At 32.7% G+C, this 14,711-nt stretch carries 14 protein-coding genes; 8 read left to right on the top strand and 6 right to left on the bottom strand.

Translation table 11 applies throughout. The annotated features are described in order from the left end of the window. Positions 1-81: 81 nt before the first annotated feature. Positions 82-1,872: an AraC family transcriptional regulator gene (locus tag DZ60_RS0111230; RefSeq protein ID WP_025742167.1), complete on the bottom strand. Its 1,791-nt coding sequence runs from the start codon at positions 1,870-1,872 to the stop codon at positions 82-84. 147 nt (positions 1,873-2,019) lie between these two features. On the opposite strand from DZ60_RS0111230, the gene DZ60_RS0111225 reads away from it, so the two are divergent. From DZ60_RS0111225 to DZ60_RS0111210, 4 genes are all read left to right on the top strand, one after another. Continuing rightward, positions 2,020-2,616 carry a helix-turn-helix domain-containing protein gene (locus DZ60_RS0111225; RefSeq protein WP_025742166.1) on the top strand — a complete coding sequence of 199 codons (597 nt, stop codon included), beginning with the start codon at positions 2,020-2,022 and terminating at the stop codon, positions 2,614-2,616. Between the two features lie 54 nt (positions 2,617-2,670). Beyond that, a complete protein-coding gene (locus DZ60_RS0111220; protein WP_025742165.1) occupies positions 2,671-3,066 on the top strand; it encodes a DUF2721 domain-containing protein in 396 nt (131 codons plus the stop codon). A gap of 45 nt (positions 3,067-3,111) precedes the next feature. After that, positions 3,112-4,563, top strand: coding sequence for a sensor histidine kinase (locus DZ60_RS0111215; protein ID WP_025742164.1), 1,452 nt, complete (start codon positions 3,112-3,114; stop codon positions 4,561-4,563). 98 nt (positions 4,564-4,661) lie between these two features. After that, positions 4,662-5,075 carry a response regulator gene (locus DZ60_RS0111210; protein WP_025742163.1) on the top strand — a complete coding sequence of 138 codons (414 nt, stop codon included), beginning with the start codon at positions 4,662-4,664 and terminating at the stop codon, positions 5,073-5,075. Positions 5,076-5,115: 40 nt separating this feature from the next. Here DZ60_RS0111210 and pyk read toward each other — a convergent pair whose 3' ends face one another. The 5 genes from pyk to DZ60_RS0111185 form a co-directional block, all read right to left on the bottom strand. Then, positions 5,116-6,543, bottom strand: a complete 1,428-nt coding sequence (pyk, locus tag DZ60_RS0111205; protein WP_025742162.1) for a pyruvate kinase — start codon at positions 6,541-6,543, stop codon at positions 5,116-5,118. Then, positions 6,543-7,034, bottom strand: a complete 492-nt coding sequence (locus tag DZ60_RS0111200) for an IPExxxVDY family protein (protein WP_025742161.1) — start codon at positions 7,032-7,034, stop codon at positions 6,543-6,545. The genes pyk and DZ60_RS0111200 overlap by 1 nt, the downstream gene beginning before the upstream one ends. Positions 7,035-7,318: 284 nt before the next feature. Next, the gene (rnc, locus tag DZ60_RS0111195) at positions 7,319-8,053 is read right to left on the bottom strand and encodes a ribonuclease III (RefSeq protein ID WP_025742160.1); all 735 of its coding nucleotides are present in this window, start codon (positions 8,051-8,053) and stop codon (positions 7,319-7,321) included. Further along, positions 8,053-9,306 (bottom strand): beta-ketoacyl-ACP synthase II, encoded by a 1,254-nt coding sequence (gene fabF, locus DZ60_RS0111190; protein WP_025742159.1) that lies wholly within the window; start codon positions 9,304-9,306, stop codon positions 8,053-8,055. Before fabF ends, rnc begins: the two co-directional genes overlap by 1 nt. Before the next feature lie 17 nt (positions 9,307-9,323). Beyond that, positions 9,324-9,557 carry an acyl carrier protein gene (locus DZ60_RS0111185; protein WP_025742158.1) on the bottom strand — a complete coding sequence of 78 codons (234 nt, stop codon included), beginning with the start codon at positions 9,555-9,557 and terminating at the stop codon, positions 9,324-9,326. 181 nt (positions 9,558-9,738) lie between these two features. Between DZ60_RS0111185 and purN the strand changes: the two genes are divergently transcribed. From purN to DZ60_RS0111165, 4 genes are all read left to right on the top strand, one after another. Then, positions 9,739-10,323, top strand: a complete 585-nt coding sequence (gene purN / locus DZ60_RS0111180) for a phosphoribosylglycinamide formyltransferase (protein ID WP_025742157.1) — start codon at positions 9,739-9,741, stop codon at positions 10,321-10,323. Positions 10,324-10,531: 208 nt separating this feature from the next. Then, positions 10,532-11,167: a ribonuclease H1 domain-containing protein gene (locus DZ60_RS0111175; protein ID WP_025742156.1), complete on the top strand. Its 636-nt coding sequence runs from the start codon at positions 10,532-10,534 to the stop codon at positions 11,165-11,167. Between the two features lie 214 nt (positions 11,168-11,381). After that, positions 11,382-12,308: a PfkB family carbohydrate kinase gene (locus tag DZ60_RS0111170; protein ID WP_025742155.1), complete on the top strand. Its 927-nt coding sequence runs from the start codon at positions 11,382-11,384 to the stop codon at positions 12,306-12,308. 91 nt (positions 12,309-12,399) lie between these two features. Further along, the gene (locus DZ60_RS0111165) at positions 12,400-14,298 is read left to right on the top strand and encodes an amidophosphoribosyltransferase (RefSeq protein ID WP_025742154.1); all 1,899 of its coding nucleotides are present in this window, start codon (positions 12,400-12,402) and stop codon (positions 14,296-14,298) included. Positions 14,299-14,711: the final 413 nt, after the last annotated feature.

Below are 14,711 nucleotides of genomic sequence, written 5' to 3'. Positions count from 1 at the left end.
ATACTATAAATCAATAAGGTATTGCACCGTATTCCCGGAATTTCGATAAAGTTATCTAAGTGAATTCTGAACGCAGCGGCTTTATTGAGTGTCCAACTCATTAAGTTTTTTGATGAAATAAGAAGTCTTAATACCTGTACTTTTTTTGAAAGCTGAAGAAAAAGACTCTGCCGTATTAAACCCCATTTCTTCAGCTATTCCTTGTATGGTATATTGTTTAAGCGTACTATTTTTTTTAAGCTCAATAACTGCATGCTCGATTCTGAGATCGTTAATGTAGTTTGCAAAATTTTTATGCTTATGATAATTAATCACTTTAGACAAGTACTTCGTATTTGTTTTTATGTCTTTTGCTAAAGAAGCGGTACTAATATTTTTCTTTAAAAACTGTTTGTTTTTTTCAAAGCGGTTAAGTTTCTGTAGAATTTCTTGTACGATAAGATCAGGGACTCCAATCTCACCTTGAGGCTTTTTTTGTGGAGTTTTGGATCGTGTATTTTTATCGATTAGTTGTTCGAATTTTTGTTGGTATGTTTTTCTTTTTTGATATTGGGTAAAAAGAAAAACAGAAGAAACAGCAGTAATAATAGTAAGAAAAATAACAATGAGATTAAGGTTTTTATTATTTCCTTTTAATGCTCTGATTAGCGTTTCTTTTTCTTTTAGTAGAAGCGGAGTGTCGAATTCTTTGAATAGCTTAGAAGACATAAAAGATGTTTTTTTAGTATTGATACTATCAAACTTCAATAAGTTGTTAATGTAGTGCAGTTGTCTTTCTTTTTTATCCGTTTGTTTGTAAAAATTAATGATATACTCATATCCTTCTCTAACCTCCTGAAATGTAATTTGTTCTTGTTGAATAATAGAATCAACAGTATGAAAATGTGAGAGTGCAGACATTTTATTTTTTTCTAATGCTCGTAATTTTCCTAAGTAAAATTCACCAAGAATATGGGGTCTTTTGGCAGAAATACTATTTTTATCCAACAAAGAAATACCCTTAGAGATACTATCATAAGCTTGCCGATATTTTTTTTTGTAGAAAAGATTAATACCCTCATTTAATACCAAAGTACCGTATAAATGATGATGCTTTTTTTTGTCTAGTAATGATTCCCCTTTCTGGTAATACATAGACGCAGAGTCTAGTTTATTCGTGTAGCGATACGATTCTGCTAAAACAATGGATGATTTTAAATAGCGAACTGTATCCATCGGAATTCGAGTACTATTTCTTCTAAAATTATCTCTAAACAATGGCAAAGCTTCGTCATATTTGCCAATATCCGTTTTAATTAAAGCAATATTATGTTTTGTAATATATATATATTCAATATTGTTTGTTTTTTCGGCATGTCTCAATGCCATAAGGTAATTATCTAATGCAGAAATAAAATCTCCTTTTCTCAAATAATGTCCTCCCTTAAATGAGTATGCTTCAGTAGGGTAAATTTTATCCTCTAATCCAATACTAAGATCTATAGATTGATCGAGTAGTGATATTTTTTCTGATTCATTTTTTGCATAATATGATAACATACAATACGCTTGTGCCATTTTTATAGGATCATTTTTTTCTATTGATTTTTTTAAGCAAGTGTATAAATAGGTTTGGGATCGCAATGTGTCTTTCCAAGTTTTTAGATATGATCTATATACTTGGTTATAATCTAAATCCACCAAAGAATCAGGAATCGAAAAATGATTTACTTGACCAATAGAAACTTGTATTCCTAAAAGAAAAGAGAAACAGAAAGTTCTGAAACAAAATAGATCAAAAAATAAATATGTTTTAGGTGGTTTCAAGGTTTTTTGTGTAATGCCGTTTTTGTTTAATAAGGTATAAAGATACCATTTTCTGATTTTGTCCATGACGTATTAATAAAACATGTAAATATCTAATAACAAGATGGTTAAAATATTGTTGCGCGTCTCGAAATTCATAGAATTTCGAGATATTCTATTTGTTTTTGGTGCAAAAGGCATACTATATTTGATCAAAACAGAAGAATTGTTATTATGAAAAATAGTAGAGAAATTATCAATAAAGCAGCGCAAAAAAGTGTTCTTAAATTAGGTTATGGGGTCTTTATTTTAATACTAATATTTTGCTCTATACTTCTGATAATGCAAGGGAATAGATTAGCGGTTATATATACGGCTATTGTGCTGACAGTTATTAATGTTATACTGATAAGTTTAGGTGTTTATTTTTTTATTGGTAATCAAAGACAGGACAAGAAAAAAATATCAATAAGAATTGCTAAGGATAACAAACATTTTAGAGAGCTTGATTTTTTGATGAAAGAAGCAAAAATATATAGAGATTCGAGTCTTGGGCTAGAAAGTATGTCTAAAAAACTGAATATTAGTGGTAATTATTTATCGCAACTAGTTAACAAATTAAGTGGATATAGTTTTACAGAATATGTAAATGGTTATAGAATAGAAGATGCAAAATCCAAACTAAGAGACCCAAGATTTATTAATTATACAGTAATAGCCATTGCATTAGAGTCTGGATTTAACTCAAAATCTACTTTTTATAACGTTTTTAGAAAAAACACAGGACTTTCTCCTAGACAATATAGGGTATTGCAGCTTCAGGTTAGTTAATCATTTGTAGCTCTATTTTTTTGAACTAAATTAGTGGCTCCAAAAAAATGATTTATGAACCTTACAATGAGTATTCCCGCATTATTGTTTCCTGCGATATCATTAACAATGTTGGCATATAATGCGAGATATCTTGCTATTGCTGGATTAATAAGACAATTGCATAGTGAATATCAGATTTCGAAATCAAAAAATACAGTTCTACAAATCAAAAATTTAAGAAAACGGTTATGGCTTATTAGAAATATGCAGGCTATTGCTATTGTTAGTTTTATAACTAGTGTTATCACAATGTTTTTATTATATGTAGAAAAGATTTATTGGGCCAATGTAGTATTTGGGATTAGTTTATTGGCACTAATAGCCTCATTGTTTTTATCTTTTATCGAAGTTCAGATTTCTACCAAGGCATTAAAAATCAAGCTTAACAGAATAGAGGAAAGTAGGTAAGAAATTCTTATATTGTTAGAATAATAGGGTTTCAAAATTGAATAAATGCTTGAGAATGATCTTTTTAATAATGTAATACAGGATTTTGATACGGGCTATTGGGAGTTACGTACAAATCCGGATAGGGAGATCTGGTCTGCAAAATTTTACGAAACACTTGGATATAAAAAAGAAGAGCTACAGAGTACTATTGATACTTTTTTTGAAACTCTTTTACACCCAGAAGATCTAGAATTATTTAGAGATAATTTCCTGAATTACAGACAGAATTCTATTAATTTCAAACAACATATTAAAATTTTTGATCAAACAGGTAACTATAAATTATTTAGATGCTCAACTATTGATAACTTACCTGTAAATATAAAATCGAGCACCAAGATTCTATTTTTTTTCGAGATTAAATTAGAGTCGAGTAATGAAATGATCAAGGATAATTTTTATTATCGAGAAACAGCCCAGATGACCCAAACAGGAAGCTGGTATGTAGATTTTCATGAGAAAAAAAGTTATTGGGATTTTGAGACAAGAAGAATTTTAGAATACCCCGATGATTATGTACCTTCTCTAAAAGATTCTGCTTTATACTACTCAGAGGATTGCCAACAACAGGCAGCAGATTGCTTTTTTAATTGTGCAATGGCAGGAGTGCCTTTTGATACCCAGATCAAAATGAAGACTGCGAACAAAAGAATATTTTGGGTACGGGCAATTGGCAAACCTGTATATAATGAGAAAAAAGAGATTATTGGGATCAGAGGTGTTTTTCAAGATATAGACGATAACAAAAGAAAAGAATTAAGACTAAAAAAGTCAATGGATATAATCACTTCGCAGAACTCTAGATTATTCAATTTTGCCCATATCGTATCGCACAACCTTAGATCACACACGAGTAATTTATCAATGATATTAGAATTTATGGACGACATTGATAATCCAGAAGAAAAACTTGATTTTTTACTGCAAATAGGACAAATTTCGAAGAGTTTAAATATGACTATCGAGCACCTTAATGACATTGTGGCGATTAATACAAATAAGCATCAAGAAAAAAAAGAAGTTAAATTTAAGGATACCCTTAAGTTGGTGACACATGGTATCGGTCAAATGATATCCCTTAGCAAAACTGAAATTAATACCGATTTTACCGCATTTGATACAATCGAATATATTCCTGCATATTTAGAAAGTATTTTATTAAATCTGATAACAAATGCAATTAAATATAAACACGAAGAAAGAGACCCTGTAATTAATATTAAGACATATATCGAAGAAAATAAAAAGTATCTCTATATTAAGGATAACGGAATGGGGATTGATATGAAGTTATTTAAGGACAAGATATTCGGAATGTATAAAACATTCCATTTTAACGAAGATGCAGTAGGAATAGGGTTGTTTTTGACTAAAAACCAAGTAGAATCATTAGATGGAAAAATCACTGTAGAAAGTAAGGTTGATGTTGGAACGACTTTTATTATTGAGTTTTAAAAAAGAAGCGGTTTAGAGACATTTTATAGTAGTCTGAAGCGGCATTTTTTAATGTTATACTGGATTTAAATAAGAAACTACTAAATAAACACAAACAAATGATTCATAAAATAGAACTTGCGTGTATTATTGATGATGATAGTCTATATGTAAATCTTGTAAAGAAGATTATAGAGACAAAACAACTTTGTGAGAATTTAATGATTTTTAAAAACGGTCAAGACGCCTTGACTTATTTTGAAGCAATTTTGGGAAGTTTAGATCAGCACAAAGTCCCAGAGATTATTTTTTTGGATCTTAATATGCCCGTAATGGATGGCTGGGAGTTTCTTGATAACTTTACTAAGATTAAAAACAAATTCAAAAAAACAATAACCCTGTATATTGTCAGTTCGTCAATTAACACCGTAGATATCGAAAAAGCAAAAGGTATCAATTCGGTAAAAGACTACCTTATAAAACCTGTTACTATAAAAGACTTAGAAGTGATTTTCTCACAACAAACATCATAAATCTGTCACCCCGATTTTGTTCGGGATGACAGAAGAAAAATTATACTTGTGAAACTCTAAGAGTATTAACCATCCCTTTTGCAACAATTGGCATTGCAGCGAGATTGATCAACATATCTCCTTGTTCAACAAACTTGTGGTCAAGCGCTATTTTATTAATATCTTCTACAGTTTCATCAGTGCTTACATACTTATCATAAAAAAGTGCTTTAACGCCCCATAATAAGCTAAGTTGAGCCAAAATTCTTTGATTACTCGTAAACACTAAAATTTGTGCACTAGGTCTCCAGGCAGAAATCTGAAAAGCAGTATATCCACTATTGGTAAGCGTACAAATGGCTTTTGCTTCAATTTCATTTGCCATTGTTGCCGCATGATAACAGATAGATTTTGTTATAAACCTATTTGTTCTAATATGTGGTGGATTCTGCGGAACAGTAATTAGTGATGAATTTTCTACACTAGAAATAATTTTTGACATGGTTTCTATAACCTGAACAGGATATTTCCCAACAGAAGTTTCTCCGGATAGCATTACGGCATCAGCCCCATCCATTACAGAATTTGCTACATCATTTACTTCTGCCCGTGTAGGAGTAAGGCTATCTATCATCGTCTCCATCATCTGGGTTGCAATTATAACCGGTATTCTAGAAGTCTTAGCTTTGTGCACTAATTTTTTCTGAATCAATGGTACTTCTTCCGCAGGAATTTCTACACCCAAATCTCCTCTCGCAACCATTAAACCATCGCAATAAGCAACAATTTTATCAATGTTTTTCACCCCTTCTGGCTTCTCAATTTTGGCGATAATCGGAATTTTATGATCACTATTTTCTTTGATTAGTTTTTGTAACTCCATCAAATCTTGCGCATTACGAACAAAAGATAAAGCCATCCAATCAACACCTTGCTGACATGCAAAAATAGCGTCTTTTACGTCCTTTTCTGTTAATGCCGGTAGCGAAATATTAGTATTAGGTAGATTTACACCTTTTTTAGATTTTAGAGGTCCCCCTTGTAGAACTTTAGCCTTAACGGTATCTTTACTATTTGTTGAAACAACTTCGAAGATTAATTTGCCATCATCAAGTAATATGCGCTCACCAGCTTTTACATCTCTCGGAAAGTTTTCATAATTCATATATACTTTTTCCGAAGTACCCTCAAAAGGTTTTCCGGTTATAAAGTCAATCATATCGCCATCAGTAACGACACTATCTCCTTTCATAACACCAACTCGCAATTTGGGCCCTTGTAAATCACCAAGTATCGCCGCATTATACCCATAATCTTTGCTAAGTTTACGTATCATTTGTACACGCTCTTTAACATCAGTATAATCCGCATGAGAGAAATTGATTCTGAAAACATTTACGCCTGCCTCCAACATTTTTTTTAACGTCTTTTCGCTACTGGTTGCGGGTCCTAGAGTTGCAACGATTTTTGTTTTTTTACTTTTTGGCATTATTCAAATATTAAGTTGTTCTTCGATTTAAGTTTAGTATGTTCTACGGGATAAGCCGTTACAATTTGTGAAATAGTAAGGATATGCGTTAGCAAATTTTTACTCGAAAAACCTGTGTTTTCCGTTTCTATTTTCAGAAAATAATCTACATTTTTTAATTCAGGAATTAAATATTTCGTGGCGTATGTATCCTCAACGGTAGAAAACAATCCTTCAGTAATAGGGTTCTTTAATGATATTTTGGTGTGAAATTTATTTCCCAAAAGATTATATGTGTTATATTGAAAATGATCATCGTATTGGTACAACGGAAAATCGGCAATAAGATCGCTATATTCAAAACGAATATCTTTTTTATTTCTAGAAAACCTTAGATTTAAGTTTTTATTTAATAAAAAAGCCAATCTGTATGAAGCTAATGAACAATGAATAGCAATGAGCTCATAATCATCCTCGGCAAAAGCATCTAATACTAACCGTTGAACAGCCACGTTGATTTTATTTCAAAATTAACTGGAAATATACAAATAAAATTGTGCTGCAAGTTTAAATAAACATAAAGTTATTCAAACGAAAACGATTTAGTTAGTATCTTTTATACATGTTTGCAGGAATTATGCACAACGAAGTGATTATATCTTGTTTAGATCGAATAAATCTAATATGAGTAATGTAAATTTTTAATTGAGTTAGAATATTAAGAATAAAGCTGATAATTTTATAAAATATAATATAAAATTTGAAATTATATGTAACGAATTTTAGATTCGCTCTATTACTTAGAAATCTTTGTTTGAAATGCAAAATAGGCTCTTTTCGAGGCTTTTTCTTCTGCTTTCTTCTTTGAGGTTGCTCTAGCTTTTGCAACAACTTTTTCATTGATCCATAGCTTAACGGCAAAATGTTTAATTTCATCTTTGCCCGTATCTTCATAGACCTCGTAGTTGAATATTTTCTTTTCTTTTTGACACCATTCTATCAAGAGACTTTTGTAGCTAATAACCTGACCTTCGAGACTTTCTATATCTACATAGGGGTTTATGACCGCTTCTTTAATAAATCGTTCACAATAAGGATATCCCCTATCCAAATAAATGGCACCAATTAATGCTTCAAAAAGATTTCCATGAATATTGATTCCGAATTGGGATTTAGGAATATTTGTTCTAACTAACTCAATAAGTTTGAGATCTTTTCCTAGTTCATTGAGGTGTTTTCTACTAACAACTTTGGCTCTCATTTTGGTAAGATATCCCTCATTGCCTTCAGGAACTTCTCTAAATAGATGTGAAGCGATAACACTACTCAACATGGCATCTCCCAAGAATTCTAACCTTTCAAAATTAATAGCATTACCTTTTTTATCCTTAAGATTTAAGGAACGATGCGTAAATGCCTTTTCATAAGGTTGAATGCTTTTGGGTTTGAAACCCAGAATTTTTTGAATTTTGGCAAAAAAATTCCCGTTCTTTTCAGAGCGGGAATTTAGTATGTTTCGAATAACATTCATTATTCGTTCAATTTTTTAAATAATACACACGCATTATGACCTCCAAAACCAAAGGTATTACTCATAGCATATGTGATATCACGTTTTTGTCCTTTGTTTAATGTCAAATTCAATGCAGAATCTATGTTTTCATCCACAGTAGTGTGGTTGATTGTAGGTGGCACCAAACCATGTTGCATTGCAAGAATAGAAGCAACGGCTTCAATAGCTCCGGCAGCACCAAGTAGATGACCTGTCATAGATTTTGTTGAATTGATATTGATATTAGAAGCGTGTGCTCCAAAAACTTTTGTAATTGCTTTTAATTCGGCAACATCTCCTAAGGGAGTTGATGTTCCGTGAGTATTAATAGCATCTACTTGTTCTGGTGATACACCTGCATCTCTTAAACAATTGATCATTACACGCTCTACGCCTATCCCATCGGGATGTGGAGCTGTCATGTGATAAGCATCACTAGACATACCGCCTCCAACGACTTCGGCATAAATTTTAGCACCTCGTGCTTTTGCGTGTTCATACTCTTCAAGAATTAAGGCCCCACTACCTTCACCAAGGACAAAACCATCTCTGGTTGCATCAAATGGTCTAGAGGCTGTTTCCGGACTTTCATTTCTCGTTGATAACGCGTGCATCGCATTAAACCCTCCCATACCAGCTTGTGTTACTGCTGCTTCGCTTCCACCTGTAATAATGATGTCACAATGTCCTAAACGAATGTAGTTTAAGGCATCTATCATCGCATTGGCAGAAGAGGCACATGCAGAAACGGTAGTATAGTTAGGTCCCATAAAACCATTTCTAATAGAAATATGTCCTGGAGCGATATCAGCAATCATTTTCGGAATAAAAAATGGATTAAAACGTGGTGTTCCATCCCCATCTGCAAAATTAAGTACTTCTTGCTGAAATGTTTCTATTCCTCCGATTCCTGCACCCCAAATTACACCAACTCTGAACTTGTCAACCTTCTCAAGGTCAATGGCAGCATCCTGTATAGCTTCTTCAGAAGATATAATAGCATACTGCGCAAATTTATCAAGTTTGCGTGCTTCTTTTCTATCAAAATAATCTGTGGGAGAATAATTTTTGACTTCACAAGCAAATTTAGTCTTGAATTTTTCAGTATCAAAATAAGTTATAGGGGCGCAACCGCTCTTTCCGTTTGACAATCCTTGCCAATATTCACTAATATTGTTACCAATAGGTGTTAAAGCACCCAGTCCTGTGACTACAACTCGCTTAAGGCTCATATTTTGTCGTGTAGTTATTATTTTGCGTCTTCAATATATGATATTGCTTGACCAACTGTTGCAATGTTTTCAGCTTGATCATCTGGAATCTGAATATCAAATTCTTTTTCGAATTCCATAATCAATTCTACAGTGTCTAACGAATCAGCGCCTAAGTCGTTTGTGAAGCTAGCTTCGCTTACAACTTCGTTTTCGTCTACTCCTAATTTGTCAACGATTATCGCTTTTACTCTTGATGCAATGTCCGACATAATGTTTAATTTTAATTTTTAAATTAGGTGGCAAAAATAAAAAACTTTATTTTAAAACCCCACAATCCCTTAAAAATGTATTTGTAATTTATCAAATATAACGAAGTATTGGGTTTTTGCTACCTAAAAATGAATAATAATAGTTTTTTTTGTACTCTCTAATTAACAATCATATTATACTATGAAGCGTATCGTAATTTTTGCTTCCGGCTCTGGTACTAATGCCGAGAATATAATTAAATACTTTCATGAGCAAAAAATTGCAGAGGTTACTCATGTGTTTTCTAACAACCTGCGTGCCAAAGTCCTAAAAAGAGCTCATGGCCTCAATGTGAAGGCGTTACACTTTGACAGAACGTCATTTTATGACACCAGTGAAGTGCTTCATATCCTAAAAGATGCCAAACCAGATCTGATTATATTGGCAGGATTTTTATGGATATTTCCAAAAAAGATTATAGATGTCTTTCCAAATAAGGTAATTAATATTCATCCTGCTTTATTACCCAAATACGGTGGAAAAGGAATGTATGGGCACCATGTTCATGAAGCAGTTGTTCGAAATAAAGAAAAAGAAAGTGGTATAACAATACATTATGTAAATGAACATTATGACGAAGGAGCCATTATTTTTCAGGCAAAAACGCCAGTCAAAGAAACAGATTCGGCAGAGGACGTTGCTAATGCAATTCATCAATTAGAATATAAACATTTTCCGATCGTTATAGAAGAACTACTTTTTTCGAAAGATAAAACTAAAAAGTAATCGAACTACATGAATTCATATTGATAACAATATATATAAGGTGGTTCTAGGGTAAAGAAATGTCCTAATTATGGCGTTCGAGCGGGCTATACGCTGCAATTCCTCACTCACTATGGTGAGTTGTGGGATTTTCACTACTATCCCTAACGCAAAAATCAGTAGATGGTCTATCTTAATAACGATCAATTAATAATAACCTCATTAATAGATGGCAAAGAAAGAAAAATTTTATGTGGTCTGGGAAGGTCATAAGCCAGGAATTTATACCAAATGGAATGATTGCAAAGCTGCAGTATCAGGATATACGAATGCAAAATATAAGTCTTTTGATTCTTTTGATATTGCAAAAAAAGCATACAATGGCAATTATGAGGATTATAAAGGGAAAACAAAACCCAAAAAAACATTAACTGCTGCGCAGCTAGAAAAAATAGGAGAGCCTAATTTATATTCGATTGCCGTAGATGCTGCTTCTAGCGGAAATCCTGGTAAGATGGAATACAGAGGAGTAGATACCCAAACTCAAAAGCAGTTATTTCATCAAGGCCCTTTTAATCAGGGAACAAATAATATAGGAGAGTTTCTGGCTTTGGTACATGGATTAGCATATCTTAAGAAAAAAAACAGTGATCGAATTATTTATTCTGATTCTAAAATTGCTATAGGTTGGGTAAAACAAAAAGTTTGTAAAACAAAATTAAAAAGGACACCCAAAAATCAAGAAGTATTTGATCTAGTAGATCGCGCCAGTATTTGGCTCAAAGAAAACACATATACAACCACTATAGTAAAATGGGAAACAAAAGCTTGGGGAGAAATACCTGCAGATTTTGGTAGAAAATAGAGATAGTAATAACAATCTCATTAAGAAGTGATTGAAATTAAAAAATACCGTAACAATTTTACCATAACATAAGGATTACTTTTATAGCCATACCCTACACTATTGCTTTTGATTGATATAGTTAATAATTAAGTAAAAGACCATTTTAAGGATTAGTATCGTTAGATTTGGAATTTCAAAAACGTATATTTGCACAAAAATATAATGCTATTTTATGAGCAAATTACTTATTGTAGGCTCTATTGCCTTTGATGCTATCGAAACACCTTTCGGAAAAACAAATAAGATTGTTGGAGGAGCGGCTCCATATATTGGATTGTCTGCTTCTAATTTTAATATTCCTTCTGCTATAGTTTCTGTAGTAGGTGAAGATTTTCCATTAGAATACCTTAACAAACTAGAAGAAAAAAATATTGACACTTCGGGTATAGAAATTGTAAAAGGTGGAAAAACCTTTTTTTGGAGTGGTAAATATCACAATGATTTAAATTCTAGAGATACATTAGAAACTCAATTAAATGTATTGGCAGATTTCAACCCTATCGTACCTAATGATTACAAAGATGCTGAGATTGTCATGTTAGGCAATTTGCATCCTATTGTTCAATTAGGAGTTCTTGAGCAATTAACAAAAAAACCAAAGTTAGTTGTATTAGACACCATGAATTTTTGGATGGATAGTGCCTTAGAAGATTTATTAAAAGTGATTGCCAAAGTTGATGTAATTACTATTAATGATGAAGAAGCACGACAGCTAAGCGGAGAGTATTCTCTGGTAAAAGCAGCAAGGGCTATCGAAAAAATGGGACCAAAATATGTGGTGATCAAAAAGGGAGAGCATGGAGCGCTATTATTTCATAACGAACAAATTTTCTTTGCACCTGCATTGCCATTAGAAGAAGTCTTCGACCCAACAGGAGCAGGAGATACTTTTGCAGGAGGTTTTACAGGGTTTCTTACCAAAACTGATGACATAACATTTGAGAATATGAAAAAAGCAATTGTTCATGCTTCTAATCTAGCATCTTTTTGTGTAGAAAAATTTGGAACAGAACGAATGGAAAACCTGAAACGGGAGGAGGTTCAGAAGCGCCTTCAACAGTTTAAGGAATTAACTCAATTCGAAATAGAATTGTCTTGATATAAAAGTAATTGCCTCAAAACAAATGTTTTTGAGGCTTTTTTAATTATTGTTTACTGAACACAACAACATTTAGAATTTTTGGAATACAATGAGTGATGAGTTAAAACACGAATGCGGTATCGCATTTATACGGTTATTAAAGCCATTAGAGTATTATAAAGAAAAATACGGAAGTGCATTTTATGGCGTAAATAAAATGTATCTAATGATGGAAAAACAACATAATCGTGGTCAGGATGGAGCAGGGTTTGCAAGTATTAAATTAGATATGGCACCTGGTCAGCGATATATAAGTCGAGTACGATCAAGTGAATCACAACCGATACAACATATATTCTCGCAGATAAATGATAGAATTAATAAATCGCTTACAGAGAATCCAGAATATGCAGAAGATGTCGAACTACAGAAAAATAATATCCCATATATAGGAGAAGTACTTTTAGGACATGTGCGGTATGGTACTTTTGGGAAAAATAGTGTAGAGAGTGTTCATCCGTTTTTAAGACAAAACAATTGGATGCATCGTAATCTTATTGTTGCGGGTAACTTTAATATGACTAACAATGGGGTTTTATTTGATAATTTGGTGCGACTTGGCCAACACCCCAAAGACAAGGTTGATACTGTTACAGTAATGGAAAAAATAGGTCACTTTTTGGATTCTGAAGTGGCAAAGTTGTATAAGAAACTTAAAAAAGAAGGATTTAATAAAATTGATGCTTCTCCCGAAATAGTAGATAGACTCAATGTTGCTAAAATTCTTAAGAAGTCATCTAGAGATTGGGATGGTGGGTATGCAATGGCAGGAATGTTGGGGCACGGAGATGCTTTTATTCTTAGAGATCCAGCAGGGATCAGACCTACCTATTATTATAAGGACGACGAAGTAGTAGTGGTAGCTTCAGAAAGACCCGTGATACAAACCGTATTTAATGTAGCTTTTGACAAAGTGCTAGAGTTAGAGCCAGGAAAAGCAATCATAGTTAAGAAAGATGGGGATACGTCTATTCAGAAAATTATGGATCCGCTAGAGCGCAAAGCGTGTTCTTTTGAGCGAATTTATTTTTCTAGAGGGAGTGATGCCGAAATTTATAAGGAAAGAAAAGAACTTGGTAAATTACTTATGCCTCAGGTATTACAAGAAATCGATCATGATACTGTAAACACAGTCTTTTCATTTATTCCTAATACTGCCGAAACCTCTTTTTATGGGATGGTTGAGGCGGCCCAGGATGAGTTGAATAAGCAAAAAAATGAAACCATCTTATCAGAAAAAGATACATTAACAGATGAGCGATTGTCAGAAATTCTTTCTTCAAGATTGAGAACAGAAAAGTTGGCAATCAAGGATGCTAAACTAAGAACTTTTATTACCGAAGATAGTAGTAGAGATGATTTAGTAGCTCACGTATATGATGTAACCTATGGGGTGGTCAAAAAAGAAGATAACCTTGTTATAATTGATGATAGTATTGTAAGAGGGACGACACTAAAAAAGAGTATTATAAAAATGCTCGATAGACTAAAACCTAAGAAAATTGTTGTAGTTTCTTCTGCACCGCAAATACGCTATCCTGATTGTTATGGTATCGATATGGCCAATATGGAAGGATTGATAGCTTTTAAGGCGGCATTGGCATTATTAAAAGAAAATGGGAACTATGATCTTGTAGAACAGGTATACGAAAAATGTAAAGCACAAGAAAAGTTAGAAGATAAAGAAGTTCAGAATTTTGTAAAAGAAATTTACCAAGGATTTGAAGATCAAGAAATAAGTGATAAAATCGCAGAATTATTGAGTGATGACACGGTAAATGCTGAGGTAAGAATTATCTATCAAACAGTCGATAACCTTCATAAAGCATGTCCCAAAAACTTGGGAGATTGGTATTTTACAGGAGATTATCCGACAGTAGGAGGAAATAGAGTCGTGAATAAGGCTTTTATAAATTTTTACGAAGGAAAAAACGAAAGAGCTTACTAGAAATCACAAAATTAAAAGTTGTTAAAAAGGGTTAATTTGTGTAGTTCAACAAGTATATTAGCTTTTCGTCTAAAACATTTTTCCACTATGAAATAACGCTTTATATTAGCAGAGCCATAGCATAAGTAGGTTAAGTTCATGGTAGATTTGGGGCAAAAAAAGGTGGATTTTCCACCTTTTTTTATTTTACAACAGTTTGTAATTTCGGATAGTATACATCCCAAGTTTTGTACTTCACACCTTCCTTTATAGACATAAACATTATATCTTTAGATCAGTAAAAATTACGTTGTCAATCTTAGATCTAAATGTCCAATGCTTTTACATTTATTATTCCCCTTATAGGAATTGGAGTGCTCCAGGGGATAATGCTGTCATATATACTATTGTTTATTAAGAAAGGTACTACAAAA

Source organism: Aquimarina pacifica (genome assembly GCF_000520955.1).
Classification (GTDB): Bacteria; Bacteroidota; Bacteroidia; order Flavobacteriales; family Flavobacteriaceae; genus Aquimarina; species Aquimarina pacifica.
The sequence above is the reverse complement of the archived record's forward strand: the minus strand, read 5'-3'. Positions and strand labels throughout refer to the sequence as shown.

What these genes read in the sequence shown, in the direction of transcription:
- purN (WP_025742157.1), top strand. Translation starts at nt 9,739, where the DNA reads ATGAAGCGTATCGTAATTTTTGCTTCCGGCTCTGGTACTAATGCCGAG.
- DZ60_RS0111220 (WP_025742165.1), top strand. Translation starts at nt 2,671, where the DNA reads ATGAACCTTACAATGAGTATTCCCGCATTATTGTTTCCTGCGATATCA.
- DZ60_RS0111225 (WP_025742166.1), top strand. Translation starts at nt 2,020, where the DNA reads ATGAAAAATAGTAGAGAAATTATCAATAAAGCAGCGCAAAAAAGTGTT.
- DZ60_RS0111230 (WP_025742167.1), bottom strand. Translation starts at nt 1,872, where the DNA reads ATGGACAAAATCAGAAAATGGTATCTTTATACCTTATTAAACAAAAAC.
- DZ60_RS0111170 (WP_025742155.1), top strand. Translation starts at nt 11,382, where the DNA reads ATGAGCAAATTACTTATTGTAGGCTCTATTGCCTTTGATGCTATCGAA.
- fabF (WP_025742159.1), bottom strand. Translation starts at nt 9,306, where the DNA reads ATGAGCCTTAAGCGAGTTGTAGTCACAGGACTGGGTGCTTTAACACCT.
- DZ60_RS0111175 (WP_025742156.1), top strand. Translation starts at nt 10,532, where the DNA reads ATGGCAAAGAAAGAAAAATTTTATGTGGTCTGGGAAGGTCATAAGCCA.
- DZ60_RS0111210 (WP_025742163.1), top strand. Translation starts at nt 4,662, where the DNA reads ATGATTCATAAAATAGAACTTGCGTGTATTATTGATGATGATAGTCTA.
- DZ60_RS0111215 (WP_025742164.1), top strand. Translation starts at nt 3,112, where the DNA reads ATGCTTGAGAATGATCTTTTTAATAATGTAATACAGGATTTTGATACG.
- rnc (WP_025742160.1), bottom strand. Translation starts at nt 8,053, where the DNA reads ATGAATGTTATTCGAAACATACTAAATTCCCGCTCTGAAAAGAACGGG.
- pyk (WP_025742162.1), bottom strand. Translation starts at nt 6,543, where the DNA reads ATGCCAAAAAGTAAAAAAACAAAAATCGTTGCAACTCTAGGACCCGCA.
- DZ60_RS0111165 (WP_025742154.1), top strand. Translation starts at nt 12,400, where the DNA reads ATGAGTGATGAGTTAAAACACGAATGCGGTATCGCATTTATACGGTTA.
- DZ60_RS0111185 (WP_025742158.1), bottom strand. Translation starts at nt 9,557, where the DNA reads ATGTCGGACATTGCATCAAGAGTAAAAGCGATAATCGTTGACAAATTA.